The organism is Sphingomonas sp. GM_Shp_2 (genome assembly GCF_026540875.1).
GTDB lineage: Bacteria > Pseudomonadota > Alphaproteobacteria > Sphingomonadales > Sphingomonadaceae > Sphingomonas > Sphingomonas carotinifaciens.
Window position 1 is genome coordinate 1 of sequence record NZ_JALNUQ010000060.1, and the last position, 24,894, is coordinate 24,894.

Annotated in this window: 24 protein-coding genes; 14 read left to right on the forward strand and 10 right to left on the reverse strand. The window is 67.1% G+C overall.

What is annotated here, in order from left to right:
• Positions 1-56: 56 nt before the first annotated feature.
• From OXR08_RS16490 to OXR08_RS16510, 5 genes are read right to left on the reverse strand one after another with little or no spacing between them, the layout of a single operon-like run.
• Positions 57-1,145 (reverse strand): FAD-dependent oxidoreductase, encoded by a 1,089-nt coding sequence (locus OXR08_RS16490; RefSeq protein WP_267351539.1) that lies wholly within the window; start codon positions 1,143-1,145, stop codon positions 57-59.
• Between the two features lie 5 nt (positions 1,146-1,150).
• Positions 1,151-1,699, reverse strand: coding sequence for a dTDP-4-dehydrorhamnose 3,5-epimerase (gene rfbC, locus OXR08_RS16495; RefSeq protein ID WP_112382886.1), 549 nt, complete (start codon positions 1,697-1,699; stop codon positions 1,151-1,153).
• A complete protein-coding gene (locus tag OXR08_RS16500) occupies positions 1,696-3,021 on the reverse strand; it encodes a Gfo/Idh/MocA family oxidoreductase (RefSeq protein ID WP_267351541.1) in 1,326 nt (441 codons plus the stop codon). The genes rfbC and OXR08_RS16500 overlap by 4 nt, the downstream gene beginning before the upstream one ends.
• Entirely contained in the window at positions 3,018-3,836 is an 819-nt protein-coding gene (gene rfbF / locus OXR08_RS16505; RefSeq protein ID WP_342657325.1) for a glucose-1-phosphate cytidylyltransferase, read from the reverse strand. The genes OXR08_RS16500 and rfbF overlap by 4 nt, the downstream gene beginning before the upstream one ends.
• Positions 3,833-4,918: an SDR family oxidoreductase gene (locus OXR08_RS16510; protein ID WP_267351543.1), complete on the reverse strand. Its 1,086-nt coding sequence runs from the start codon at positions 4,916-4,918 to the stop codon at positions 3,833-3,835. The genes rfbF and OXR08_RS16510 overlap by 4 nt, the downstream gene beginning before the upstream one ends.
• A 445-nt stretch (positions 4,919-5,363) precedes the next feature.
• Here OXR08_RS16510 and OXR08_RS16515 point away from each other — a divergent pair, with 445 nt between their 5' ends.
• The 3 genes from OXR08_RS16515 (at position 5,364) to OXR08_RS16525 (ending at position 8,571) form a co-directional block, all read left to right on the forward strand.
• Positions 5,364-6,089, forward strand: coding sequence for a response regulator transcription factor (locus tag OXR08_RS16515; protein WP_267351545.1), 726 nt, complete (start codon positions 5,364-5,366; stop codon positions 6,087-6,089).
• Between the two features lie 131 nt (positions 6,090-6,220).
• Positions 6,221-7,114: a glycosyltransferase gene (locus tag OXR08_RS16520; protein ID WP_267351547.1), complete on the forward strand. Its 894-nt coding sequence runs from the start codon at positions 6,221-6,223 to the stop codon at positions 7,112-7,114.
• A complete protein-coding gene (locus OXR08_RS16525; RefSeq protein ID WP_267351549.1) occupies positions 7,111-8,571 on the forward strand; it encodes an oligosaccharide flippase family protein in 1,461 nt (486 codons plus the stop codon). Before OXR08_RS16520 ends, OXR08_RS16525 begins: the two co-directional genes overlap by 4 nt.
• 3 nt (positions 8,572-8,574) lie before the next feature.
• On the opposite strand, the gene OXR08_RS16530 is transcribed toward OXR08_RS16525, so the two are convergent.
• From OXR08_RS16530 to OXR08_RS16550, 5 genes are all read right to left on the reverse strand, one after another.
• Positions 8,575-9,912: an outer membrane beta-barrel protein gene (locus OXR08_RS16530; protein WP_267351551.1), complete on the reverse strand. Its 1,338-nt coding sequence runs from the start codon at positions 9,910-9,912 to the stop codon at positions 8,575-8,577.
• 86 nt (positions 9,913-9,998) lie between these two features.
• Positions 9,999-10,874, reverse strand: a complete 876-nt coding sequence (locus OXR08_RS16535) for a hypothetical protein (RefSeq protein ID WP_267351553.1) — start codon at positions 10,872-10,874, stop codon at positions 9,999-10,001.
• 10 nt (positions 10,875-10,884) lie between these two features.
• A complete protein-coding gene (locus tag OXR08_RS16540) occupies positions 10,885-11,382 on the reverse strand; it encodes a glycosyltransferase (RefSeq protein ID WP_149683208.1) in 498 nt (165 codons plus the stop codon).
• Positions 11,379-12,497 (reverse strand): Gfo/Idh/MocA family oxidoreductase, encoded by a 1,119-nt coding sequence (locus OXR08_RS16545; protein WP_149683207.1) that lies wholly within the window; start codon positions 12,495-12,497, stop codon positions 11,379-11,381. Before OXR08_RS16545 ends, OXR08_RS16540 begins: the two co-directional genes overlap by 4 nt.
• Positions 12,498-12,547: 50 nt before the next feature.
• Positions 12,548-13,504: a hypothetical protein gene (locus OXR08_RS16550; RefSeq protein WP_112382897.1), complete on the reverse strand. Its 957-nt coding sequence runs from the start codon at positions 13,502-13,504 to the stop codon at positions 12,548-12,550.
• A gap of 324 nt (positions 13,505-13,828) precedes the next feature.
• Between OXR08_RS16550 and OXR08_RS16555 the strand changes: the two genes are divergently transcribed.
• The 11 genes from OXR08_RS16555 to OXR08_RS16605 form a co-directional block, all read left to right on the forward strand.
• On the forward strand, positions 13,829-15,109 hold the full coding sequence (locus OXR08_RS16555; protein WP_267351557.1) for a hypothetical protein: 1,281 nt from the start codon (positions 13,829-13,831) through the stop codon (positions 15,107-15,109).
• The gene (locus OXR08_RS16560) at positions 15,106-16,434 is read left to right on the forward strand and encodes an ATP-binding protein (RefSeq protein WP_112382899.1); all 1,329 of its coding nucleotides are present in this window, start codon (positions 15,106-15,108) and stop codon (positions 16,432-16,434) included. The genes OXR08_RS16555 and OXR08_RS16560 overlap by 4 nt, the downstream gene beginning before the upstream one ends.
• A gap of 31 nt (positions 16,435-16,465) precedes the next feature.
• Positions 16,466-17,836, forward strand: coding sequence for a Wzz/FepE/Etk N-terminal domain-containing protein (locus OXR08_RS16565; protein ID WP_267351561.1), 1,371 nt, complete (start codon positions 16,466-16,468; stop codon positions 17,834-17,836).
• Complete coding sequence (locus OXR08_RS16570) at positions 17,836-18,570, forward strand: hypothetical protein (RefSeq protein ID WP_112382901.1); 735 nt, start codon at positions 17,836-17,838, stop codon at positions 18,568-18,570. Before OXR08_RS16565 ends, OXR08_RS16570 begins: the two co-directional genes overlap by 1 nt.
• Positions 18,571-18,719: 149 nt before the next feature.
• Positions 18,720-19,430, forward strand: coding sequence for an exopolysaccharide biosynthesis polyprenyl glycosylphosphotransferase (locus OXR08_RS16575; protein WP_275887459.1), 711 nt, complete (start codon positions 18,720-18,722; stop codon positions 19,428-19,430).
• Positions 19,431-19,440: 10 nt separating this feature from the next.
• Positions 19,441-20,601, forward strand: coding sequence for a glycosyltransferase family 4 protein (locus tag OXR08_RS16580; RefSeq protein WP_267351563.1), 1,161 nt, complete (start codon positions 19,441-19,443; stop codon positions 20,599-20,601).
• Between the two features lie 43 nt (positions 20,602-20,644).
• Positions 20,645-21,208: a polysaccharide biosynthesis/export family protein gene (locus OXR08_RS16585; RefSeq protein ID WP_267351565.1), complete on the forward strand. Its 564-nt coding sequence runs from the start codon at positions 20,645-20,647 to the stop codon at positions 21,206-21,208.
• A complete protein-coding gene (locus tag OXR08_RS16590; RefSeq protein WP_267351567.1) occupies positions 21,208-21,762 on the forward strand; it encodes a UDP-N-acetylglucosamine--LPS N-acetylglucosamine transferase in 555 nt (184 codons plus the stop codon). Before OXR08_RS16585 ends, OXR08_RS16590 begins: the two co-directional genes overlap by 1 nt.
• A gap of 548 nt (positions 21,763-22,310) precedes the next feature.
• Complete coding sequence (locus OXR08_RS16595) at positions 22,311-23,567, forward strand: cellulase family glycosylhydrolase (RefSeq protein ID WP_267351569.1); 1,257 nt, start codon at positions 22,311-22,313, stop codon at positions 23,565-23,567.
• Positions 23,568-23,694: 127 nt separating this feature from the next.
• Positions 23,695-23,919 (forward strand): hypothetical protein, encoded by a 225-nt coding sequence (locus OXR08_RS16600; protein ID WP_267351571.1) that lies wholly within the window; start codon positions 23,695-23,697, stop codon positions 23,917-23,919.
• The coding region (locus OXR08_RS16605) for a bile acid:sodium symporter family protein (RefSeq protein WP_267351573.1) at positions 23,919-24,894 on the forward strand (976 nt) is incomplete at its 3' end. The genes OXR08_RS16600 and OXR08_RS16605, both read left to right, overlap by 1 nt.

Sequence of the window (24,894 nt, forward strand, 5' to 3'; positions counted from 1 at the left end):
TTTCCTGATACATTGCTCCGATACGTACCCGGTGCAGCCGATCGGCGGCCAGTGCCTCAGGCGATGCGCAGGACGACGTCGTCGGCGATGGCGAGCGAGGCGGTGAGGCCGGGGGACTCGATGCCGTAGAGGTTGACCAGACCGGCGAGGCCGTGTTCGGCGGGACCATCGATCGCGAAGTCGGCGGCGGGGTCGCCAGGACCGCCGAGCTTGGGGCGGATGCCGGCGTAGCCGGGGGCGATCCGGCTGGGGTCGAGCGCGGGCCAGATGCGGGCGGCGGCCGCGCGGAAGCTGTCGCCGCGGGCGGGGTCGACGCGGTAGTCGATGGTGTCGATCCATTCGACGTCGGGGCCGAAGCGGGCGTTGCCCGACAGGTCGAGGGTGAGGTGGGTGCCGAGGCCGCCGGACACAGGCACCGGATAGATGAGGCGCGTGAAGGGCACCCGGCCGGCATAGGTGAAATAATGGCCGCGCGCGTAGCGGAGCGTGGGGACATGTTCCAACCCCTCGGTCGCCGCGGCGAGCGCGGTGGCGCCCAGGCCGGCGGCGTTGACGATGCGGGTGGCGGTCAGCGCGGGCTCGCCGTCCACCATGACGGTCCAGCCGCGGCGCCCCGGCACCAGCCCCGACACGCGCGTGCGGCAGGCGAGGACGGCGCCGGCATCCTCGGCATCGGCGAGCAGCGCCTGCATCAGTCCGTGGCTGTCGATGATCCCGGTCGATGGCGACAGCAGGGCTCCGGCGCAGCGCAGTTCGGGTTCGAGCGCGCGCGCGTCCCCGCCGGTGAGCGCCACCAGATCGTCGACGCCGGCGGCACGCGCATCGTCCATGATGCGCGACAGGGTGGCGAGCTCGGCAGCCTCGAACGCGACGATCAGCTTGCCGATGCGGCGATGGGCGACGCCGCGCGTCTGCGCATAGGCGTAGAGATGTTCGCGCCCGGCGATGCACATGGCCCGCTTGCGGGGCGTCGCGCCGTAATAGAGGCCGGCATGGATCACCTCGCTGTTGCGCGAGCTGGTGCCGTTGCCGATCACGGCGTCCCCCTCCACGATGATGGTGGACAGGCCGGCGGTGGCGAGCCGCCGGGCGACGGCGAGGCCGATGACGCCTGCGCCCACCACCACCGCATCGACATCGGCCATCTGGGTCAGAGCGCCGGCAGCGCGGCGCGGTCGATCAGCGGCCAGGCGGCATCCTTGGGCGAGACGACGGTGGCGACGAGCGGCCATGCGATGCCGAGTTCGGGATCGTCGTGGCGAAGTCCGCCTTCCGATGACGGCGTATACAGGGCGGAAACCAGATAGGTCACCTCGACATCGTCGGTCAGCGTCTGGAAGCCGTGCGCAAAGCCCGGCGGCACGTAGAGCTGGCGACGGTCGCGGTCGTCGAGCAGAAAGGCCTCGGAGCGCATATAGCTGGGCGAGGCGGGGCGCAGATCGACGATCACGTCCAGGATCGCGCCGCGCACGCAGCGGATCAGCTTGGCCTCGCTATGCGGTGCGCGCTGGAAATGCATGCCGCGCACCGTGCCCTTGTGCGCGGACATCGACACGTTCTGTTGCACATAGGCCGGGATCATGCCGGCGGCGGTAAACTCGTCCTGGCACATCGACCGGGCAAAGAAGCCGCGTTCGTCGCCGCGCTCCTCCAGTTCGATCAGCAGGGCGTCCTGAAGATCGGTCTTGTGGAATTTCATGCGGCTAGGCTCCTGGTGGAGAACAGGGCGGCCTGTTCGGCGTAGAGGCGATCGACGAGGCGGCCTTCGGGGATGGCGACATCGGCGTAGGTGAGGATGCTGTCCCGGGCGACGAAGCGGGTGACGGTGCAGTCGAGCGCAAGGCCGAGCGGCAGGAGGCGGTCATGTTCGATCACCGGATAATTCTCCGCCACGCCGTAGCATTCATAGCCGCCGAACTCGGCAATGCGGTCGCCAGGATGGAGGTCCTTCTTGGCGGCGGCGACCACGCCCACCTGCGGCCCGCCGGAGGGGGCGAGCACCGCGTCGCCGAACAGCGCGGCGCGCGCGATCGAGGTCGGCACCTCGAAATGGCAGAGATGATAGGGGGTGTAGAACAGGTAATAGGGGCCGGCGCCGAGCTTGTAGAGGTTGAGGAAATGCTGCTGGCGCGGGTCGTCATGCGTGCCCAGCACGAAGACGCCGGGGCCGGGACGGGCGCCGACGACATAATCGACCAGGCCGGGGCCATGCGCGTCGAGCGCATCGGCGAGCGGCGCGATGATGTCCTCCAGCGGTTGCAGCGGCACGGTGGGATCGCGGTTCGTGGGGTCGGGGCCGACCATGCCGCGCTGCGCGACGCGAAAGCCGGTGCCGTTGGCGACCACCGCCTGTTCATAGGAGATCTTGGTGCCATCGGCGAAGGAGGCGACCATGGCGGGCTTCTGCCCCCATTTCTCGGCAAAGCCGGCCTGGGTGGTCGGATTGCGATACGGGTCCTGCAACCCCTTGATATTGCCGCACAGGACGGGCGTGACCCCGAGGCCGCGGACGAAGCGGACGAGGTTCATCTGCACCCCCGGCTGATCGCCGTCGGAAAAGGTGTAGATGACGCCGGCCGCATCGGCGCGCGCCTTGAGCACCGGGCCGACGGTGCCGTCCAGTTCGGCGTTCATCTGCACGACGTGCTTGCCCGCCTCGATCGCGGCGAGGACGACGGTGGCGGCATAGTCGACCGAGCCCGTCACCTCGACCACGACATCGATGCCGTCCGCCTGTGCAAGCCCCACCGCATCGTCGGTGACCGCGATACGGCCGGTGGCGATCGCGCGTTCGATCGCGGGGCGGTCGTCGCAGACCAGAGGTGCGATGCCGAGCACCTCGACCGCGGCGACTGCGGGGGCAAGGTTGCGGTTGGCGACCGCGACGACGCGCATCCCCTTGGTGGATCGCACGATCTGGCGGACGATGGCGGCACCCTGGAAGCCGGCGCCGACGATGCCGACGCGGATCGGGTTGCCCGCCGCTTCGCGCGCGGCGAGCGCGGTATCGACCAGGATCATGCCGTGCGCCTCAGCGGCGTGATGCTGGCGGGCGCGGTGTCGTGCCAGACCTTCCAGGGCGGGCTGCCGCCCTGCCACAGGCTTTCGAGCAGATGCTTGTCCCGCAGCGTGTCCATGCTCTGCCAGAAACCGTCATGACGATAGGCGCCGAGCCGGCCGGCGGCGATCAGCCGATCCATCGGCTCGTTTTCCAGCACCGTGTCGTCATTGTCGATCAGGTCGAGCATCTCGGGCGAACAGACGAAGAAGCCGCCATTGATCATGCCCCCGTCCGACTTGCCCTTCTCGCTGAAGCCCTGCACCTGCGTGCCGCCATCGATACGCAGCGCGCCGTAGCGACCCGGTTGCGACACGGCGGTCAGCGTGCACCAGGCGCCGCTGTCCTTGTGCTGCTGGACCAGCGCAGGGATATCGACGTCGCTGACGCCGTCGCCATAGGTCAGGCAGAAGGGCCCGTCCTGAAGCAGATGACGGGCACGGCGCAGACGGCCGCCGGTCATCGAATCCAGCCCGGTATCGAGGATGGTGACGCGCCAGTCCTCGGTCGCGCAGCTCAGCCATTCGACGGCACCGGTGCCCAGATTGACCACCATGTCGCAGTTGCGCGCCTGATAGTTCAGGAAGTAGCTGCGGATATAATCGACCTTGTAGCCACCCAGCACCACGAAGTCGGTGATGCCGTAATGGGCATAGATCTTCATGATGTGCCACATGATCGGCTTGCCGCCGATCTCCACCATCGGCTTGGGAGTGACGGTGGTTTCCTCGGCGAGGCGGGTGCCGAAGCCGCCGGCCAGCAGAACAGCCTTCATCATGCCGCCTCCTCGATTTCGGGCGTCCAATGGGCGGCGTCCGGCTTCGACCAGTGCAGGTCTTCGCTGAGGAAGCCATCGGCGATCAGGCCTTTCAGGACCTGAAGCCGGATCAGCGAGGAGGTGCGGAAATCCGGGTCGGCGAAGTCGATCCCCTGCAGGCCGGCGATCAAACCCTGGATGGAGTCATCAAGCGACAGTTGCGGACGGTGCGCCGGCGCCAGTTGCGCAAAGCGGGTGAAATCGACCTGATAGGAGCGGGAGTCGACCGGTGCATCATGGTTGATGGACACGGTGCAACCGGGGACGAGACGACCCACCGCCTGCGCCAGATCGCGGACCTGATAATTGGCGGTGGTGGCCCCGGCATTGACGACGAGGTTGCGGCCGCCATGATCGGCGGTGCGCGTCGCGGCCCATTCGATCGCGCGCGCCATGTCGGCCACGTCGATCAGCGGGCGCCAGGGGGTGCCGTCGGAAAGGATGGTGATGCGGCCGGTGGCGAGGGCGCTGGCGACGAAATCGTTGAGGACGAGGTCGAGGCGCAGGCGCGCCGACATGCCGCAGGCGGTGGCGAAGCGCAGGCTGGTGATGACGGTGTCACCGCCAATCGTGGCCAGCGCCTGTTCGGTGCCGATCTTGGAGGCGGCATAGGCGGTGATCGGGTTGACCGGATCATCCTCGCGCCGCGGCCCGCCCTGGGCGATGCCGTACACGCTGCAGCTGGAGGCGAAGACGACGTTGCGCACGCCGGCATCCGAGGCCGCCCGGGCGAGCGACACCGCCGCCTCGCGGTTGATGGCATCGGTGACGCCGGCGAACCGCTCTCCCATCGGGTCGTTCGACACCGCCGCCAGGATGACCACCGCGTCATAGCCCTGAAGGTCGCCGGCACGCAGCGCGCGCGCATCGCCGAAGCTCTGGCGGTTCAGGTCGCGTTCCGGCAGGCCGGTCCGCGTCGTCAGGCAGTGCGCGAAAAAGCCCGCGTCGAAGCCGTCGAGGACGGCGTCAGGAAACCGGCTACGCAAGTGACGGACCACCGCGGGCCCGACATAGCCCATATTGCCGGTGATGAGGATCTTCATCGACGCACCCCTTCGTGGATGACTGTTCCAAAAACTGCCGCCCGTTGATGCAGGCTCATTCGGCAGCAGGTGCAACATTCCCGAAGCTAGGCCCCCTGTCGCCCCGATCATTGGGACATCATCCCAGGGGCGTACATAGAGATTCTTACATGTTATTCGGGCACAAGATAATGAATGTGATTTTATTCCTGAAATTGACCAAGTTGTTGCGAGTCCCATTTTTGGCAAGATGTTAATGGTGACTTCTAATTACCGACGTAGTAACCATTTTGTGCCTTGGGCAGGTTAACGTGCTTTAATGCATAATGACTGCTGTTGACTGACTTTCCGGTTACATCGTCTGCGAATTCGGACGGCGAGGGAGGCAGCCTGAGTATAGGGTGCGACCCGGTTGGAACATGCAACGTGACTTGAGGGGTTAAGCCACGCAACGAGGGGGACCATCATGATATCGGACATTCGGGTTACACTGCTGGGGAGCAATCCCATCGCCCTTGAAGGGCTGGACCGCGTGCTGAGGGAGCAGGGGTTCCGGATCACCGCCCTGGTGTCCGATCCGGACGATGTGGCGCAGGCGGTGGCCCTGCACCCCGACGACTGCAATCTGGTGGTGGTGGACGGGCTGGCGACGCCCGACCGGACGCTGACGCAGGACCTGCTGGAAGCATCGCCAGCCGCGCGGATCGTGATCCTGGCGGACCAGTTCGATTTCGACGTGATGGCGCGCAATTTCGACCAGGGCGCCTATGGCTATATCGTCAAGCGGATCGCATCGACCTCGCTCATCAAGCTGCTGAACCTGGTGGCGGACGGCGAGAAGGTGATGCCCAGCAACCTGGCCGAGACGCTGCGCCATCATATCGGGCAGAGCGAGCCGGTGGGCAGCACCGCATCGATCCAGGCGGCCGGGCTGTCCACGCGCGAGGTGCAGATCCTGACCTGTCTGGTGTCGGGCAATCCCAACAAGATCATCTCGCGCGAGCTGGGCATCAGCGAGGCGACGGTGAAGGTCCACGTCAAGGCAATCCTGCGCAAGATCGGCGTGCAGAACCGCACCCAGGCGGCGATCTGGGCGCTGGGCGAGCGGGGAAACGCGCCGACGGCTGATGGTCATCCGAGCCATCATGCCCGCCAACTGATCCAGCAGCGCATCGGATTGCAGCTGCAATAAGGGGCGAACCCCGCCGGTCAGCCGGCCGGGGTATATCGGAATAGCGCGCGACGCAGTGCAGCATGGCCTTATCCTGAAGACGCGCCCGATCAGGGGGCCCGCCATCGGAGCGGAGGCGAAGGGGAATGCGCATGTCGATCGTCTGTGCCGTGGTGCTGACCTATAACCGGCGGACGATGCTCGACCAGTGCCTGACCGCGCTGGTCGGGCAGTCGCGCGTGCCGGACCATATCCTGGTGCTGGACAATGCCAGCACCGACGGCACCGCGCCGTTCATCCGCCGCGAATGGGGCGAGCGGGTGCAACTGGTGTCGCTGCCCCGCAATGTCGGCGCGGCTGGCGGCTTCCGCGCCGCCCTGCACGATGCGTTCGAGACGGATGCCGATCACGTCTGGATGATGGACGACGATGTGTTGCCGGACCGCGACGCGCTGGAGCGGTTGCTGGCGGCGGACGAGACGCTGGCGGGGCAGGGGGTGCGCCCCAGCTATCTGGTGTCGCGCGCGCGCGGCCGGAGCGGCGCACTGACCGACGTGCCCGACCTGGACCGGCGGGCCAACGCGATCGGCTTCCAGAACTGGCCGCTGCTGCTGGACCATGGCATGGTGCCGACCAGGGGTGCGACGTTCGTGTCGATCCTGCTGCCGCGCGCCACGGTCGAGGAACATGGCCTGCCGCTGGCGGACATGTTCATGTGGGGCGAGGACCGCGAATATACCGTGCGGATCAGCCGCGAGCGGCCCGGCTTCCTGGTGGGGGGCAGCACCGTGCTGCACGCCCGCGCCACGGAGGGCCAACTGGACATCCGCACCGAACGCAATCCGGAGCGTATACGCTACCATTATTTCATGGTGCGCAACACGACCTTCACCACCCGGCGGTACGAGCGCAAGCGGCAGTTGATCTACCTGCTGATCCGGCAGACGCGGCTTGCCGCCGGGATGGCGACGCGCGGCCGCTGGCACGGCGCGGCGCTGATCCTGCGCGGCCTGTTGCACGGCTTCCTGTTCCAGCCCGCCACATGAGCCGTGCGCGTATGGGCGGCCACGCCGCCTGGGCCGTGCTGGGCCAGGGGGCGGGGCAGATGTTGTCGCTGCTGGTCTTTCTGGTCATCGCGCGGTTCGTGTCCCAGGCCAGTTTCGGGCTGGTCGCGGTCAGCCTGGCGGTGGTGGAGGTGGTGCGGCGGTTGTTGATCGACCCGGTCACCAACGCCACCAATGCGCGCACCGAGGTCAGCAACCGCGATTACGACCTGTGCTTCAACGTCATCCTGATCCTGGGCGGCCTGAGCGCGGGCGTCGTCGCGTTGAGCGCGGCGGAGCTGACCCGGCTGATCGGCTCGCCGGAAGCGGCGCCGGTGCTGCGCGTGCTGTCGGTGATCCTGCTGGTGATGGGGCTGGCGGGCACGCACGGCGCGTGGCTGGCCCGGCAGATGCGCTTCCGGGCGCTGGCGGTGCGATCGACGCTGTCGGTGGTCGCCGGCGGCGTGGTGGGGCTGGGCATGGCGTTCGCCGGGTTCGACCTTTGGAGCCTCGTCGGCCAGCAACTGACCATCAACCTGTTCAACATCATCACCTTGTGGGTCAGTGCGCCCTATCGGCCGCGGCCCTGGCTGCCATGGGCGGGGTTGCGCGACCTGTGGAGGCGGGCGCGGCATATATCGCTGGGCGCGGCATGGAATGCGGTGGCGACCGATGCGGACCTGTTCTTTGCGTCCGCATGGTTCGGGCCGGCGGCGGCGGGCATCTACAACGCGGCCAAGCGGATCATGCTGTCCGCCAACATGATGCTGGTCAACGCGATCTCCTCGGTCACGCTGCCCGCGCTCGCCGGGATCGCCGACGACCGGGCACGCGCGCGCGCCTTTGCCGGCGGGCTCACGATGATGAGCCTGGCGGTGGCCCCGGCCTTTGCCGGGCTGGCCGCCGCCTCGCCGTTCCTTGTCCACCTGCTGCTCGGCGCGCGGTGGGAGGCCTCCGCGCCGATCCTGACCGCGCTGGCGGCGAGCGGGTATCTGGCCGCGCTGGGGCAGTTCGCCAGCTCCGCGCTGCTGGTGGAGCAGCGATCGCATCATGATGCGTTGACGTCCGGGGTGGCGGCGGGGGTGAACGTGGCGATGCTGTGGATCGCGGCGCCGCATGGGCCGGTGGCGCTGGCGGCGGGGGTGTCGATGGCGACGCTGATCGTGCTGCCGCTGCGCCTGCGCTTTGCGATGCATGCGATGGGGCTGGGCTGGCGGACGATCGGCACCGCGCTGTTGCCGTCGGTGGCGGCGGCGATCGCGATGATGGCCGCGCTGTTCGCGATGCGGCCGGTGCTGGCGGCGGTGCTGCCGGGGCCGGTGGTGCTGATGGTGATGATCCCGGCGGGCATGCTGCTCTATGGCGGATTGCTGCGCATGATGGCGCCGCAACTGTTCCGCACGACCTTTGCCACCGCGCTGGAAATGGCCGGCCGCGGCAAGCGGCCGGTGGAGGCGTGACGGCTAGAGGCTGAACCGGGTGCGCACGAAGATGCGGACCTGATCGAAGCTGGGGGCGAAGGCGTCGTTCCGGACGGAGCGGTCGAGATAGCTGACATCGCCTTCCAGCACGAAGTTGCGGTTGACGCTGTAGCGCGCGCCCGCCGACATCTCCCACACCTTGTCGCGGCGCGGATTGTCGCGGAAGTCGTTGTAGCGATAGCCGGCACCGACATTGAGGATAAGCTCGCGCAGCAGCTCGAAATCGGCGCGGCCGGACAAGGCGGTACTGATATAGCCGGACGCGTTCTGGAGCACGGCTTCCTCGACGGTGCGCGATGCCTGCGCCGACAAGGTGAGGACGGGGGTGATGAAATAGCGCAGGTCGCCGTTCAGCGCGAACCCCTTGATCTGGCCGATCGCGGCGCGGTCGTAGTCGCGCCAGACATAGCCGGCGCCGACCGACCCCTGGATCAGCCGGTTCGCGCCAAAGGCGATGCCGGCCAGCGCGGTGGTGGTGGTGCCGGTGAGGTTGGGGACGCCGGGGGCGATATTCTCGCGCCGATAGTCGATCGATCCGCGCACCCCTTGCGCGAAGACGGCGAGGTCGGGGCCGATCTCATATTCGCCGCGCAGGGTTCCGCGCCAGCTATGGGAGTCGCGCACGTCCTGGTCGATGCGACCGATGGGCGCACCGGTGATCGACAAGGCGTTGCTGTCGCGGAAGTTGAGGTTGATGTAATCGACCTGCGCCAGTGCACGCACCCGGCCGATCTCGTAGCGGCCGCGCGCCCAGCCGAGCGTCTGGAGATAGCGGACGGGGCCGACCCGGCCGTTGGGAAAGCCGCTGGAGTCGCGCCGTTCGATCAGTTGCGAGAAATCGGCGCCAGCCTCCAGCACGGCGCGGGTGCCGGTTTCGTAGCGGCCATAGGCCGCGGCGCGATAGCTGGTTTCGTTGGCCTGGGATTCGTCGGCGAAGCGCGCGAAACGGCCGCTCGCCTCCAGCCGGAGCTCGCCACTGGAGAAATTGTCGCTGGCGATGAGCGAGGGTTCGACCTGGACGAACAGGTCGCCCTGGCGGTTGGTTTCCACGCCGAAGGGATTGCTGTCGGCCCCGATGCCGGTGGTGATGCTGGGGAAAAGCCGCCAGTTGCCCAGGGTTACGCCGACCGGATCGAAGGCGGGTCGGCGGCGGCGGGCGACGTCGAGGTCGATGCCCTGATCGGCGCCCTGGTCGATGCGCAGTGCCGGGATCTCGCCCAGCCGGGGCAGGGTGGCGGCCTGTCCCCAGGCATTCGCCGGGATCAGCGACAGGCCGAGCGCGAGCAGCCCGGAACGCGCGGCGTGGATGGTCTTGGTCATGGCAGTTCCCCCCTTTGTGATAACGGATGCCCGGCGGCGGGGCGGCCGATCGGCAACGACCCTTGCCCCGACGCCGGCGTGATGGATCAGGCCGGCGCGAGCGCGCCGTCGAAGCGGTGGATCAGGTCAACGGTGCTGCGGATGTTGCGTTCGCTGGAGGCGCCGAACAGGATCGAGCGGACATAGGGCTCGTTCACCACCCATTCGATCGCCTCGGCCGGTGGGATGGCGCCCGATGCCAGCACCGACATGGCGATGACGCGCGCGGGCCATTCCTGCGTCGCGCGGCGATACGCCTCGATCCCGCCGGACATGCGAAAGCCGATCTTGTTGACGTTGGCGCAGACGATCGGGTTCCTGATGCCGACGCTGTCGAGCGCGGGCAGCAGCATGGGCAGGTTCATGGTGATGAAGCCGGCCTCGGCGTTGTAGCGCTTCTCGATATGGTCGGCAAAGATCTTGAACGCCTCGAAATAGCCGAGGCCGAGGATCAGGTCGGTGACGACGTTCTGCACGAAGACGATGGGCGTCTCCAGGCCCTTGAACGGCTTCATCTCGGCATCGATCAGCAGGGTGGCGACGCTTTCCATGTCGCGGGTGAGCAGCGCCTTGCCACCGCGCATCGCCGCGTCCAGCAGGCCGCCGCCGGGCAGGAAGCGCTTCAGCGCGTCGAAATAGCCATATTCGGTGACGGCGTTGGCGTATTTGTGCGCATAGGGCATGCAGGGGTAGAATTTGAAGCCGCCCCATTCCTCCGGCTGGTCGCGGACGACCTCGGCCACCTCGGCAATGCGGTCATGGGTGGTGCACATGAACACGTCGACGCCGGCATTCTTCGCCCCGCGCAGCGTTTCCATGATCGGGGCGAGGTCGGCAAAGCGCATCGACTGTTGCCGTGCCTTCTCCTCCGACATGTGGTTGATGCCGAAAAACTGATTGTCGCCGAACAGGATGCGATCCATCGGGTGATCCTTATGAAGCGGCCGGGAGGCCGTGGAGAAAGGCGCCGATCCGCTGCGTCATCGCGGGCGGTGCGGCGGTGGAGATGGCGGCGGCGGGCGCCGCGGGGTGGGCGAGATGGTGGTCGATCGCGGCGTGAAGCGCGACGACGTCGTCCACGATGGTCAGGCCGGCCGTGTCCCGGAACCGCGCGGCGGTGTGGAGCTGGTGGTCGGTGGTATGCTCGCCAAGCGAGGCGAGGCGCGGCAGCATCACCATCGGCCGCCCGGTTTCCAGCGCCTGCACGATCGATCCGATGCCGACATGCGCGACGAACAGCGAACATCGCTCCAAGAGCGCCATGTAGCGCGGATGCGGCACGATCCGCACCCAATCGGCGTGGCGCGGCTCATAGGTGCCGTCGCCGATCTGGATGGTGACCGGCGTGGCGGGATGTGCCGCCGCCCACCCGTCGACCGCCTCCACGAAGCGGTCGAAGGGCAGCATCGAGCCCACGGAGGCGAAGATCATGCCCGCTTCAGCGTCCAGCCGAACAGGCCGGCGCGCATCGCGGGGCGCTGCGGCACCGGCTTCAGCACCGCGGTGGCGCGGGCAGGGACGACGCCGCGGGCGCTGTCGCGGATCATCGACAGCGTCCGGTCGGTGGCGGCGCCGCTGGCGAAGTCGTTGACATACGGCCCGGCGGGATTGCGCATTGCCGCGACGAACCCCTCCATCTGCGCCGAATATTCCTCGCCGCGCAGATAGAAGGCGGGATGATCGGTGAGCTCGGTGATGTATTTGATCGTCCAGCCCTTGCGATAGCCCTCGGGCGGCGTGCCGTTGGTGCCGATAAAGACCTGGATCTCCTGGCGATCGACGGTGATCTTGCCGTGATCGCCCCACAGGCAGAGCTTGGTCGTCATCTTGCGCGCGGTCTCGTCCGCCCAGTTGACCGAGACCTGACCCGATACGCCACCGTCAAAGGACAGGTTGGCGAACACCGCGTCATCGACATCGGTCGACCATTGCTGCGTCATCTGCGCGCCCGAACAGGTGACGGGCGCCCCGGCATACCAGTTCATCAGGTTCACCGGATGGGCGGCATAATCGTAGAGGCAGCCGCCCCCTTCCGACGACTGGCTGCGCCAGGTCTTGGCAGCGGGCTTCAGGACGACGGGGCCGTAGGCCTCGGCATGGATGTGGCGCAGGCGGCCGAGCGCGCCGAGATCGAGAAGGCGCTTCGCCTCGCCAAAGGTGCCCACGAAGCGGTTGTGATAGCCGACCTGGCCGACAAGGCCTGCACGCGCCGCCTCGTCGGCGATCGCGCCGCTGGTATCGGCATCGAGCGTCATCGGCTTTTCGCAGAAGACATGGATGCCGCGCGCCATCGCCTGCCGGATCATGTCGGCATGGAAGCGGGTGGGGGTGGCGACGATGACGCCGTCAAGGCCGGGCAGGCTCAGCGCATCGGCATATTGGGCCAGATAGGGGATGTTGGCGTATTTCTGCACCATGCCGCCGAGCAGCGCGGAGGTGTCGCACACCGCGACGACCTTCATCCCCGGCGTGGCGTTGGCGATGGCGAGGTGGGAGATGCCCATCTTGCCCAGCCCGACAAGGGCGACGTTGAACGGTTCGGTCATGGTCTTCGGCTCCGTATCGGAAAGGGTCGTGAACAAGGGTCGCGGCGCCGTCACAGGCGGGCGACGAAGGCGCGGGGCTGGCCCAGCGCCCGGTGGCGCAGCACCATCTCCACCTGACGCAGCGCCAGCTTGGTGCGGGCATGGGCGCGGTAGCGGGCAAGGAAGATGTCCGGCGCGAAGGGCAGATGCGCCTGCGTCGCCAGAAACTCCTTGTCGGCGGGCAGGTGCAGCACCGCGCGGTCGGTGAGGGTGGACAGGCGCGGTTGGGGAAAGGGGCGCTTGGCGGTCCACCAGCGCACCACCGTGCCCCGGGCACCAAGCTCGCATATCACGCCACCGCGCGCGACATGGAGGTTGAGCGCGGTGGAGACCGGCGCCTCGTCGCCGCTGTGGTACAGATCGGCGTGGCGCCGCCAATAGCGCGGCTCCACCATGTCGAGCAGGGTGGTGAGCGTGCGGAACTCGGAGGAACGCGCGACGATCAGCTCGCCGCCGTACCAGCGCGGGCTTGCGATCGGCTCGGGCGCGATGGCGTGGATATCGGCGGCGGCGCGGTTGCCGGACTCCGCGGTCATCGCCTCGCTGATGTCATAGGCGCCGATCGCGCCGGGCGCGGGCAGGTCCCTATCGCCCAGCGCCCGCAGGAACACCGCGTCGAGATCGACGATCAACGCCATGGCGTCGGCGGGACGCGCGGCAAGGTCGCGGATCACGTCCAGCTTGTGATGCGCGGCCCGGTGCAGCGCGCCGGGATCGAGCCGCGACACGAACTGCCGCTGGGTGAAGGTGACGCCCGGCGGCACGCCCAGTTCGGCGAAGTCGCGTTCCAATATGTCGGCGCGATTGGTGACGATGGTCGGGTGATAGCCGGCGGCCAGCGCAGACCGCGCCATCAGCGCGGCACAGCGGATATAGGTCGCCGCCGCGTTGCCCGGATCGCGCAGATTGGGAAAGCGGGTCGAGCCGTCGTCCAGGACGAGCAGACCCGTCACCTGAACCCTATCCATCAGGCAAGTCCTTCCAAAGATCGCTGGCTAATCAAATATGGGTACGGCAAGTATTCATGGTGGTGAGTCATCATCAGCAAACATTCCAATCAAGTAGTGCCGTTGCCGAAGGACTTGCATAAACAAGCAATTGGTGAAAGACCCTATAAAGGACAGCCGGCCAGGGGGTGGTGTATGGCGATGCCGGAAAAGATCATGACATTTGGGCGACAACACAGCCGTTTTATTGATCCTGTTAAGGAAGCGGGCGCCGAATACTCGCCTTCCGGAGCAGCGGATACTCATGAAGGCGTAGGGGAAAACCTGCGGATCGCCTGGTTGCCGGTGCTGCTGACCGTGGCGGCATTGTCGTTCAACGGCGTGCTGGCGATCGTGAACGCGCATGGGCCGTCGCTGACCATCACGCAGGTCGCGCTGGCTGAATTCGGCATATTGGCGGCCGTGGCGCTGAGCGTGATCGCATTCGGGCTGCGGGTCGAGGATACGCCGCCGGTCGGCCTGGGCGTCGCCTTCCTGTTGCTGGCCATCGGATTGTCGTTCGCCAATGGCGGCTTCGCGATCGAGGCGCTGCGCAACGTGACGATCATCGTGCTGTTCACGATGCTGGGCATGCGGTGCAACATGCCAACGATCCGGGCCGCCTTCGTCGCCGGCGTCGGGCTGGTCGTGGCGGTGATGCTGATGGAGATTGCCTCCACCGAGCTTTACGCCAAGATATTCAGCCCGTTCAGCTATTATCAGAACACGCGCGGGCTGGGCGATGTCGACCAGAGCGATATCGGGTTGTTCGGCAACGCGCTGGGGTTCGAGGGGCGGTTCAGTTTCGGCCTGTTCACCACGCCGCGCACCTCGTCCATCTTCATCGAGCAGACCTCGATGGCGAATTTCGCCAGTGTCGTCGCCATCTACGTGGTGGCGATGTGGGACCGGATCGGCTGGGCGGAACGCGTGCTGACCGCAGGGTTCGTGCTGCTGGCGCTGTTGTCGAACAACACCCGGCTCGGGTCGACGCTGGCGGTGCTGACGCTGGCCGGATACTGGCTGTACCCGCGCCTGCCGCGCGCCGGGCTGCTGCTGTTCCCGCTGGTCCTGCTGGGGCTGGCCACCGCGCTGTCGGCGCATCTGGGGCCGTCCAAGGAGGACGATCTGGCCGGGCGCATCGGCCTGTCGGTCGACTTCCTGGCAAAGACGGACATGGCCGCGGTGCTGGGCGGGCGGGTGTGGGAGGCAGGCCGCTTCGTCGACAGCGGCTATTCCTATGTCCTGTATTCCAGCTCGCTGGCCGGCGCGATTCTGTTGTGGCTGTATGTCGGCCTCGTCATCCCGTTCCGCTCGCCCGAACAGCGGCGCTGCGCCTGGGCGACAGGGGTGTTCCTGTTCGTCAACCTGCTGATCGCGGGCAATGCGGTGTTCAGCACCAAGGTGAGCGCGATGATGTGGCTGCTCGCCGGGTTCATGCGCGCCGGCAGCTTCGCGCCCGCCGCCGCACCGCCCAAGCCCCGTGCGGTGCGGCGCTTCGGCACAGGTTTCTCCTTTCCCGCGCACGCCCGTGCGCCTTCCCCGCTTCTGACAGGAGGGTCTATGCAAGACGGCTTGCGGCGATGACGGCCAAGCAGATGATGCTGGCCGCGCCCTATCCGGACGATCGATCGACGTCCGCGCGCTGGTTGAAACGCCTGAAGGCGTGGCTGATGGGCACGCCCCCACCACGCCGCCTGCCCGAGCCGGTGGAGCCGGTGCTGGAAACGGCGGCGTCGCCCTCCTTCCGGGCGACGGCGGATGCGGTGACGCAGGACGATGAGTTGCCGCCCAAGCGGATGCCGGGCCGGTTCGGCGCGAAGAATGCGACCGCGCGGATCATCGAGGCGTTCGATTCCGCCCATCCGGTGCGCCAGCGCAAGGACCTGCACGGCCGCGACGACAAGCTGGACACGCTGTTCGAGGCAGTGCTGTTCAGCCGCCAGCACGCGATCATCCACGGTGCGCGGGGGTCGGGCAAGACGTCGCTGGCCCAGGTGTTCGGCGACTATGCCGACAGCCAGGGCGCGGTGGTGATCTATACCGCGTGCGAGGCGACGGCGAGCTTTGCCGAGCTGCTGCGTCCCTATCTGTCGTTCATCCCGGAATCGGCGGTGCCGTTCGCGGAAAAGGCGCTGTTCGCCCGCGAGCGCGAGGCGCTGCCCGCCGAGTTCGGGCCGCGGCAGGTGGTCGATCTGGTGTCGCGCCTGTCGCCGGACAGCCAGACGATCCTGATCCTGGACGAGTTCGACCGGGTCGAGAGTGAGGCGGTGAACAGCCAGATCGCGACGCTGATGAAGCTGCTGTCGGATGCGAGGGTGCCGGTACAGGTGCTGCTGGTCGGCATCGCACGGACGCTGGACGAGCTGATCCTGTGTCACCCTTCGCTGCGCCGGCACCTGACCCCGATCCCGATCGGGCGCATCTCGCGCGAGGATACCCACCGGTTGATCGACCGTGGTGCGGAGCGCGCGCAGGTCCGCTTCGACGAGGCGGCGCGCGCCGAGATCGCGTCGATCTCGTGCGGGTCGCCCTATCACGTCCAGCTGTTCTGCTACGTCGCGGCCATCGAGACGGTGCGGCGCGGCGGCGAGGTGATCGACCTGGAGGCGACGCATCGCGGGTTGGCGCGGGCCTTCACCATCTGGGCGATGCTGAACCACGAGGATGCCGACATCTTCGACGCGCTGGTCGCCGATCCGGCGCAGCCGGTCGACGCGGTCGAGCGGATCGCACGCGAGGCGGCGGTGCACGACAGCTTCGTCGGCGACGAGGCGGACGCCGCCATCTTCGGCGCGGCGGTACGCGCCGACGACCGGCAGGCCACCCGCTTCCATTTCCGCGACGGCGCAGCACCACAATTCCTGCTGGCGAAGCTCGCCACGCGCGAACGACAGACAGAGGCGGCCTGACCGCACCAAGAACAGGGAGGGTATAAGGGCGATGTTTTCATCCGATATGGCGGCCGCGCTGAAGGCGCGGTGGAAACTGATCGTGGCGGTGCTGATCGCCACGCTGGTGCTGGCGGGGATATGGCTGACCACGGTGCAGCGCACCTATGTCGCCACCGCGTCGCTGTTGTTCGACGACCGGGGGCCGAACCCGGCGTTGCAGGACAATCCCCAGCAACAGGACGACCGGTCGATGCTGGGCACGCAGGCGGACATCATCCGCAGCGATGCGGTGGCCCGGCGCGTGGCGCGCAACGAGCGGCTGGTCCGCAATCCCGAACTGCGCACCCGCTGGCTGGAGGAAGGCAAGGGCGAGGGCAGTTTCGAGAACTGGATCGTCACCGACCTGCTGGCCCATCTGGAGGTGGCGCCGGAAAAGGACACGAACGTGCTGGCGGTGCGCTTCCGTGCGTCCGACCCGACCTTCGCCGCGCGCATGGCGAACAGCTTCGCCCGCAACTTCGTGACGATGCGGCTGCAGATCAGCACCGATACCGCCAAGCAATATGCCACCTGGTTCCAGAGCCGCACCGACGAGGTGCGTCGCAACCTGGAGGCGGCGCAGGGCAAGGTGACCGATTTCCAGCGCAGCCACGGCCTGATCGACGGCAATGTGCTGGCGCTGGAGTCCGACCGGCTGAACGCGCTGTCGGGCCAGTTGGCCAATGCCGAATCGAGTGCCGCCGACCTGCGTTCGCGTGCCGGATCGCGCGTGTCGGAGTCGCCGGACGTGCAGCAGACCGCGGTCGTCGGCATGCTGCGCCAGCAGATCGCGGCAAACGACGCCAAGGTCAGCCAGCTGGCGGCGACGCATGGCGACAGCCACCCGCTGCTCGTCGCGGCGCGCAGCGAGCTGGACGTGCTGCGCGCACGACTGACGAGCGAGACGTCGGCGGCCAGCCAGTCGGTGCGGGTCGCCAGTTCGGCGGCGGCGACGCGGGAGGCGCAACTGAGCGGCCTCGTCGCGCAGCAGCGTGCCCGGATGATGCAGATGACCGGCTATCAGAGCCAGTTGGAGGCGTTGCAGAACGACGTCGCCACCGCGCAGAAGGCGTATGACAACGTCACCCAGCGCCTGAACCTGATGCGGCTGCAAAGCGGCCTGCCGACCACCAATGCGCAGCAGATCGACCGTGCCACCGCGCCGCTGCTTCCCGCCAGCCCGAACGTGCCGCTGCTGCTGCTGTTCGCGACGCTGGGCGGGCTGGCGCTGGGCGTGATCGCGGCGATGCTGGCCGAATGGAGCCGCCCGCTGGTGCGTACCGCGGGCGGGCTGATCGATGCCACCGGCGTTCCCGTCGTCGGCAGCTTCAACTTCGCGCCGTTCCGTCACGGACGGGCGCATGCCGTGGGAGGGATGTGATGCGCATTCGATCGAGCGAACACCGCGTGCTCGTCGCGGACCGGGTAGAGGCCAACGAGAACGAGCCGCGGCGGCCACAGCCGGACGTGGTGCTGGCGCCCGAGGATGCGCGGCTGAGCAGCTATGCCCGTGCGGCCTATGACCCGGACGATCCGGTGGCACGCATGGCCCGCTCGCTGCGGCTGTCGATCGCGGCCTCCACCCGCGCCGATGCGATGCCGGTGCGATCGGTGGCGATCCTGGGGATAGGGGCGCCGTTCGAGGCGTCCGTGGTCGCGGCCAACCTGGCCATCTCCTATGCGCAGGCGGCGACGCCGACGGTGCTGGTCGATGCCAATCTGGCCAGTCCGGCGCAGCATGCCCTGCTCGGCATGCCGCAGACCGCCGGGCTGGCCGCGGCACTGGCCGGGGACGATGATGCCCGCTCGCTGGTCGAGCCGTCGGCGGTGCGCAACCTGTCGGTGCTGGTGGCGGGACGGTCCGGGCCGGACGCGGCGGTGCTGCTGGACGGCGAGCGCTTCCACCGAAGGGCGATGCCGCTGCTCGACAGCTTCGGCATGATGGTGGTCGATGTCGGCATGACCCACAACGATCCCCCGACGCTGTGCGAGGCGGTGGATGCCGCGATCCTGATCGTGCGCCGTGGATCGACGCCGGTAGAGGCGATCCGCCACGTGGCCGACCGGCTGGGCGAGATGCGCACTGCGCTGGTCGGTACGCTGCTGGCGACCTGATCCCGATATGGGACGGGCGGCGCGGGTCCTCTCAAGGGGAGTAGCGCCGCCCCCTCTTATGCACCGGCCCGGCGGCTTGTGGCGGTGCGGCAGGGTAGGTTAGCCTTGAGGCAACAGGGGCAAAATTCTTTGGCGCAACGCTGAGAATATTGGGGGTCGACATGCAGAACCTCGATGGCTGCGCAACGGATGACATACTGGATGTCGATGGTGCCGTCGCAGACGATATCACGCAAACATCGGGGGTCATCGCGGTCGAGAACCATCCGGCTACGGCGATATCGAAGCGGATACTGGATATTGCGGTATCATCCGCATTGATCGTCTTCGTACTCCCGGCGCTGATCCTGGTGTCGATATTGATCCGGGCGACCAGTCCCGGGCCCATCCTGTTCCGCCAGCGGCGCAGCGGGCTGAACGGCGAGGCGTTCGAGGTTCTGAAGTTCCGCACCATGTTCTGCACCGAAAATGGCGAGGAGATCCGCCATGCCACGCGCCGCGATGCGCGGGTGACGCCGCTGGGCGCGGTGCTGCGCGCGACCAGCATCGACGAGCTGCCGCAGCTGTTCAACGTCCTGCGCGGCGACATGTCGCTGGTCGGACCGCGGCCGCACGCGCTGGCGCATGATCGTCATTATGCGCTGCTGGTCGCCGATTACATGAAGCGGTTCGCGGTGCGGCCGGGCATCACCGGGCTGGCGCAGATCCGGGGCCTGCGCGGCGAGATCCACGACCTGTCGTGCATGGAACGCCGGGTGCGTGCGGACTGCGAATATATCGAGCGGTGGAGCTTGGCCTTCGACCTGGCGATCATCCTGAAGACGATCCCCCGCATGGTGCGCGACCCCAATGCCTATTGAAAGGACCCGAATGCGGATCACGCATGCCACGCGCCAATATGCCCCCGGCATCGGCGGCATGGAGAATTATGTCGCGCTGCTGGCGCAGGAACAGCGCCGGGCCGGGCATCAGGTGCGGGTGGTGACGCTGGATCGCATCTTCGACGGCGACGGCACGCGGTTGCCGGCGCGCGAGGTGATCGACGGGATCGAGGTGGTGCGCGTGCCGTTCCGCGGCAGCCGCCGCTATCCGCTGGCGCCGGGCGTGGTGGGCGCAGTCGGGCGGCCCGACGTCATCCATGTCCATGGCCTGGAATTCTTCGCCGAGGCGCTGGGCTGGACCCGCTGGCGGCACCGGGCCGCGCTGGTGATGACGTCGCATGGCGGCATCTTCCACACCCCCTTTGCCATGCGGATGAAGCGGCTGTGGTTCGCGACGATCAGCCGGGCGACCCTGACCCGCTATCACACGGTGATCGCCTCCAGCCTGCAGGATGCGGACAGCTTCGGCCGGATCGCGGCCGGGCGCGTGGTGCCGGTGGAAAATGGCGTCGACGTGGCCAAGTTCGCCGGACTGGCGCAGCCGGGCACGAAGACGATGATCTATTTCGGACGGCTGGCACCGCACAAGGGCGTCCACCGGCTGCTCGCCTGGTTCGCCGGCCTGCGCGAAGTCGATCCGGCATGGCGCCTGATCGTGGCGGGCAAGGAAATGGGCGTGACCATCGCCGAACTGCGGTTGGCGGCGCACGAACTGGCGCTGGACGATGTGGTCGAATTCCACGGGTCGCCCAGCGACGAGGCCTTGTGCGACCTGATCGCGCGCAGCAGCGTCTATGCCTGTCCGTCGGGCTATGAGGGCTTCGGCCTCGCCGCGGTGGAGGCGGCGTCGGCCGGGCTGTTCCCGGTGCTGAGCGGCATTCCGGCCTTTCGCCGGACGCTGGACCGACTGGGGACCGGGCTGACCATCGGGTTCGACTATGGACGCGAGGTGGATGTGTTCCTGGAGGCGCTGGCCGCGTTCGAGACCGATGCCGGCCGCGCCGAGCGACTGGCGGCACCGCTGGCGAGTTTTGCGTGGAGCGGCATCGCCGACGAGATCGAGCGCATCTATCGCAGCGCCACCGGAGGCCGGGGCGGCGTTCGCCCGGCGCCGTGGCCGCAGGAGGCGACCGTCGCGACGGTACCGTGACGGCGATGGTTCGGGGGCATTCGTCAGGAGAAGGAGTGGGGTCATGCGTAAGACTATGATGATGGCAGGAGCGATGACGGCAGCGGCCTTGCTGGCCGGGTGCGCCGCACAGCCGCTGCCGGTGGAGAGCGCCGCCGCGATGCCCAGCGCCTATACGCTGGGCGCAGGTGACAAGCTGCGCATCACCACCTTCGGGTTCGAGGAGTTCAGCGGGGAGTTCATGGTCGCGGCCGACGATTCGCTGGCGATGCCGATGCTGGGCACGGTGCCGGTGCGCGACGTGACCCCGGACCAGTTGAGCCGCAAGCTGGAGGCGGCGCTGGGTGCCAAGGGGCTGGTGCGCCAGCCGCGGGTCAGCACCGAGGTGACCAAATACCGCCCTTATTATATCTCCGGCGAGGTCAACCGGCCCGGCAAATACGACTTTGCCAGCGGGCTGACCGTGATGCAGGCGGTGGCCGATGCCGGCAGCTTCACCTACCGCGCCAAGAAGAAGATGGTGTTCATTAAGCGCGCCGGCGCGCCCGCCGAGGTGGCGGTGCCGGTCACCGCATCCGCGCCCGTGCTGCCGGGCGACACGATCCGCGTGGTGGAGCGATATTTCTGATGGGTGCAGGCTCCATCGCGCTGGCACGGGCGGCACGCGGGCGAGGGGAGGGCGGCCCCTCCCGCCCGGTGCCCGGCAAGACGGCGCGCGCGCCGTCCGGTGCACGCCGCCCGCGCCTTCTGGCCGGTGCATCGGGTGGCGGGCATTGGGTGGAGTTGCGCCGGCTGCGCGCCGCGTTCGAGGGGTTCGACGTGGCCTATGTGTCGACCTTCGAAAGCTATGCGGAGGTGGTGGCGGGGCATCGCTATTATGCGGTGCCCGACGCGTCGCGCTTCAGCCTGAAGGGGTTTGCGCCGATCTTCGCGCGGGCGCTGGTCGTGATGATCCGCGAGCGACCGGCGGCGTTCATCACCACGGGATCGGCGCCGATGCTGCCCTTCCTGCTGATGGCGCGGCTGTTCGGGGTACGGACGCTGTGGATCGACAGCATCGCCAATGCCGAGCATCTGTCGACCTCCGGCCGAATCGCCAAGCGGCTGGCCCATCGCTGTCTGGCGCAATGGCCGGAGGTTGGCGCGCAGGAAGATATTGAGTGCTGGGGCCGGATTGTGTAAAAAAACCGACGGAATGCTGCTTAAGTAGTGGTTGACCCGAACCGGAGGTAGAGCGCCTACTCCCTTCGGACTACTTGTTTATGTTCAATAATATTGGGTATGATCCGGTCGTTACCTCAAGAAGGGCGGCCATGATCGACGCGTCTCCCCTTGCCGGACCGATGGACCTCGCACGCACGCGGCCACGGCATTGGCGATCGTCGCTGCTGAAGGGGGTAATATTCGCATGTCCCATCAACATCATCGTCTGGGGAATGGTGATCTGGATGGCCCGGTAACGGGCGCGCCCTGCGATTGCCGCCACTGAATATGAAACATCAGCATTAGTACGGGGCGAACGCTGCCCCGAGCGCGAGAGCCGTGGGCAGCCGCCCGGGCGTAGCCGCGCTCCACACACACACCTTCCGCACCTGTATCGCAACAGCCGCCCCGGCACGTCACCGGGCGCGGAGCAAAGCGCGTGCGCCGCGTGCGGCGGCCGCGTGCCCCGAGAGATTGATCATGGTAATTATGTGCTTATCCCGCCCCGTCACCTGCCAGGAGCATGCATGATGCGCAGCCCGGTGGATCAAGGCCCGGTCGGCCGGCGCGAATTGTTGCGCTGGATCGCTGCGGGCAGTGCCGTCTTCGTATCCGGTTGTGGCGGCGATGGTGGCAGCAGCGGATCGGCCAGTGCGGCGGTGGACGTGGTCACGGGATCGGCGTCTGCGCGGCGCCCGATACCCGCTCCGAGCCCCACGCCGACGCCCGCACCGGCCGCAGCCGCCTTCACCATGCCGTTCCGCTCCGGCGTTTCCTTCTCGACGATCGAAGGCGCGGCGGACTCGTTGCCCGGGCACCTGAACGGGGAGGTGTTCGTCACGCCGACGTCGCACTTCGCCTATTATGCCGGCAAGGGGATGAATCATATCCGGCTGGAAGGTTCGTGGGAGCGGTTACAGCCGCGGCTGAACGGCCAGTTGGGCGAGCAGTTGTTCGATCATTATGGCGATCCCAACAATCCGCTGCGCAATCCGGTATCGCTGGTGAAGCACTATCTGGACCAGGCGCACGCGCATGGGCTGAAGGTGATCCTCGACCTGTGTCACAATTACGGCGAGCGTTGGGTAGGCTATGACGGCAGCTGGGGGCGCAAGTCGAAGGCGCAGCTCGGATCCAGCGCGTTGCCGATCAGCGCCTTTGTCGATTATTGCGTGAAGCAGGTGCAGGCGTTCGGCAACCACCCGGCGGTGGTCGCTATCGAACTGATGAATGAGCCGCATGATCTCGCAATCGGTGAAAATGGATGGCGCGACGCATGCCAGCAGGCGATCACCGCGATCCGCAAGATCGACAGCCGTATTGCCATCGTCATCGACGGCTATGGCTGGGCCAGCGCGGAATATTGGGCGGAGCGCAATCCCACGTTGCACCGTCTGTCCGATCCCGCAAACCGGATCATCTGGTCCGCGCACCAGTATTTCGACAGCAGTTCTGCCGGTATCTACAATGGCGGTAGCGAGCGGGCGCCGGGGGATGCGCAACTGGGCGTCAAGCGACTGGCCCCGTTTATCCGCTGGCTGAAGACGCATGGCTTCGAGGATCGCGGCCATATCGGCGAATTCGGCGCCCCCGATCGCGCGGAATGGCAACCGATCGTGGAGGCGTTCGTCGCATCCGGCAGGGCGGCGAAGCTGGCGCTGACCGCACACCAGGACGTGCCATACCTGAACGATCCGTACACGATGAACCTGTTCCCAGCGACCGACGCCAAGGGCGTGATCACCGGCGGCGATCGCGCGGCGGTACGGCTTCTGCAACGCTGACGTCCCCCGCACGCTTTCCGTAAACGCAAGCTCGATTGCGTATGTTGCAGTTGCGAAGGGAACTGCCGCAGCGCAAAAGGAATACGCCTTTCAGGCATCCTCTCCTAAAAACTTTCATGGCCGGTCTTTGACCGGCCTTTTTTTTGACCATTGGCGGGTGGAATTAACGGTCCGGTGCTCGGCTGGTGGCGCCAAGCTGTCCGGAATGGCCGCTCTCGGTTATGGCCGACATATCGCGCTGGTACAGCCGAAAGGGTTCATCATCACCGACTTCAACCACGCCGCATCCGGCAAGCCCGAGGGCAGCGTTGCCTTTGATCCACAAGCGCCTGGCATGGACGCGACGATATGATGCGCGCATTGCGATCGGTGTTGGAGCCGTTCATCCTCGCGCTGCTCGGCACGGTGATATTGGCAAGTCTGTTGCCGGCACGCGGCAGTTTTGCGGTTTGGGCGGGATACGCCGCGGACGCAGGTATCGTGCTGTTGTTCTTCCTGCACGGCGCCAAGCTGTCGCGCGAAGCGATCTGGGCGGGCGCGCGCAACTGGCGGCTGCATCTGGCGGTATTCGCGGTGACCTTCATGCTGTTTCCGCTGCTCGGGCTCGGCTTTGCAGCCTTGCCCTTCGTACCGGAGGTGTTGGCCGCAGGTCTGTTGTTCCTGACGCTGCTGCCGTCCACGGTCCAGTCGTCGATCGCCTTCACCGCGATCGCCCGCGGCAATGTCGCGGCGGCCGTGTGCAGCGCATCCTTTTCCAACCTGATCGGCATCCTGGTCACACCGGCGCTCGTGGCGCTGCTGATGCGGGTCGGAGGGGGTGGGGGCGTGTCGCTCGCGTCGGTCGAGGCGATCCTGCTGCAATTGCTGCTGCCATTTGTCGCCGGGCATCTGCTGCGGCCGTTGATCGGGGGCTTTGTCGGACGGCACAAGGCGCTGCTCGGCATCGTCGATCGCGGATCGATCCTGCTTGTCGTCTATACCGCCTTCGGTGCGGCGGTGGTTGAAGGATTATGGCGTCGCGTTTCGGGGGGCGACCTCGCGTTGCTGATCGTCCTGTGCCTTGCGTTGCTGGCGCTGATCCTCGCGCTGACCTGGGCATTGGGCCGGCTGATGCACCTGCCGCGGGAGGATGCGATCGTTCTGTTGTTCTGCGGCTCGAAGAAGAGCCTGGCCTCGGGGGTGCCGATGGCCGGTGTGCTGTTTCCCGCCGCGCAAGTAGGCGTCGTGCTCCTGCCGATCATGCTGTTCCACCAATTCCAGTTGATTGCCTGCGCGATCATCGCGCGTCGTTACGCCGAGCAGGCGGATGACGAAAAAAAGACGAATG

What these genes read in the sequence shown, in the direction of transcription:
- OXR08_RS16490 (WP_267351539.1), bottom strand. Translation starts at nt 1,145, where the DNA reads ATGGCCGATGTCGATGCGGTGGTGGTGGGCGCAGGCGTCATCGGCCTC.
- rfbC (WP_112382886.1), bottom strand. Translation starts at nt 1,699, where the DNA reads ATGAAATTCCACAAGACCGATCTTCAGGACGCCCTGCTGATCGAACTG.
- OXR08_RS16500 (WP_267351541.1), bottom strand. Translation starts at nt 3,021, where the DNA reads ATGATCCTGGTCGATACCGCGCTCGCCGCGCGCGAAGCGGCGGGCAAC.
- rfbF (WP_342657325.1), bottom strand. Translation starts at nt 3,836, where the DNA reads ATGATGAAGGCTGTTCTGCTGGCCGGCGGCTTCGGCACCCGCCTCGCC.
- OXR08_RS16510 (WP_267351543.1), bottom strand. Translation starts at nt 4,918, where the DNA reads ATGAAGATCCTCATCACCGGCAATATGGGCTATGTCGGGCCCGCGGTG.
- OXR08_RS16515 (WP_267351545.1), top strand. Translation starts at nt 5,364, where the DNA reads ATGATATCGGACATTCGGGTTACACTGCTGGGGAGCAATCCCATCGCC.
- OXR08_RS16520 (WP_267351547.1), top strand. Translation starts at nt 6,221, where the DNA reads ATGTCGATCGTCTGTGCCGTGGTGCTGACCTATAACCGGCGGACGATG.
- OXR08_RS16525 (WP_267351549.1), top strand. Translation starts at nt 7,111, where the DNA reads ATGAGCCGTGCGCGTATGGGCGGCCACGCCGCCTGGGCCGTGCTGGGC.
- OXR08_RS16530 (WP_267351551.1), bottom strand. Translation starts at nt 9,912, where the DNA reads ATGACCAAGACCATCCACGCCGCGCGTTCCGGGCTGCTCGCGCTCGGC.
- OXR08_RS16535 (WP_267351553.1), bottom strand. Translation starts at nt 10,874, where the DNA reads ATGGATCGCATCCTGTTCGGCGACAATCAGTTTTTCGGCATCAACCAC.
- OXR08_RS16540 (WP_149683208.1), bottom strand. Translation starts at nt 11,382, where the DNA reads ATGATCTTCGCCTCCGTGGGCTCGATGCTGCCCTTCGACCGCTTCGTG.
- OXR08_RS16545 (WP_149683207.1), bottom strand. Translation starts at nt 12,497, where the DNA reads ATGACCGAACCGTTCAACGTCGCCCTTGTCGGGCTGGGCAAGATGGGC.
- OXR08_RS16550 (WP_112382897.1), bottom strand. Translation starts at nt 13,504, where the DNA reads ATGGATAGGGTTCAGGTGACGGGTCTGCTCGTCCTGGACGACGGCTCG.
- OXR08_RS16560 (WP_112382899.1), top strand. Translation starts at nt 15,106, where the DNA reads ATGACGGCCAAGCAGATGATGCTGGCCGCGCCCTATCCGGACGATCGA.
- OXR08_RS16565 (WP_267351561.1), top strand. Translation starts at nt 16,466, where the DNA reads ATGTTTTCATCCGATATGGCGGCCGCGCTGAAGGCGCGGTGGAAACTG.
- OXR08_RS16570 (WP_112382901.1), top strand. Translation starts at nt 17,836, where the DNA reads ATGCGCATTCGATCGAGCGAACACCGCGTGCTCGTCGCGGACCGGGTA.
- OXR08_RS16580 (WP_267351563.1), top strand. Translation starts at nt 19,441, where the DNA reads ATGCGGATCACGCATGCCACGCGCCAATATGCCCCCGGCATCGGCGGC.
- OXR08_RS16585 (WP_267351565.1), top strand. Translation starts at nt 20,645, where the DNA reads ATGCGTAAGACTATGATGATGGCAGGAGCGATGACGGCAGCGGCCTTG.
- OXR08_RS16590 (WP_267351567.1), top strand. Translation starts at nt 21,208, where the DNA reads ATGGGTGCAGGCTCCATCGCGCTGGCACGGGCGGCACGCGGGCGAGGG.
- OXR08_RS16595 (WP_267351569.1), top strand. Translation starts at nt 22,311, where the DNA reads ATGATGCGCAGCCCGGTGGATCAAGGCCCGGTCGGCCGGCGCGAATTG.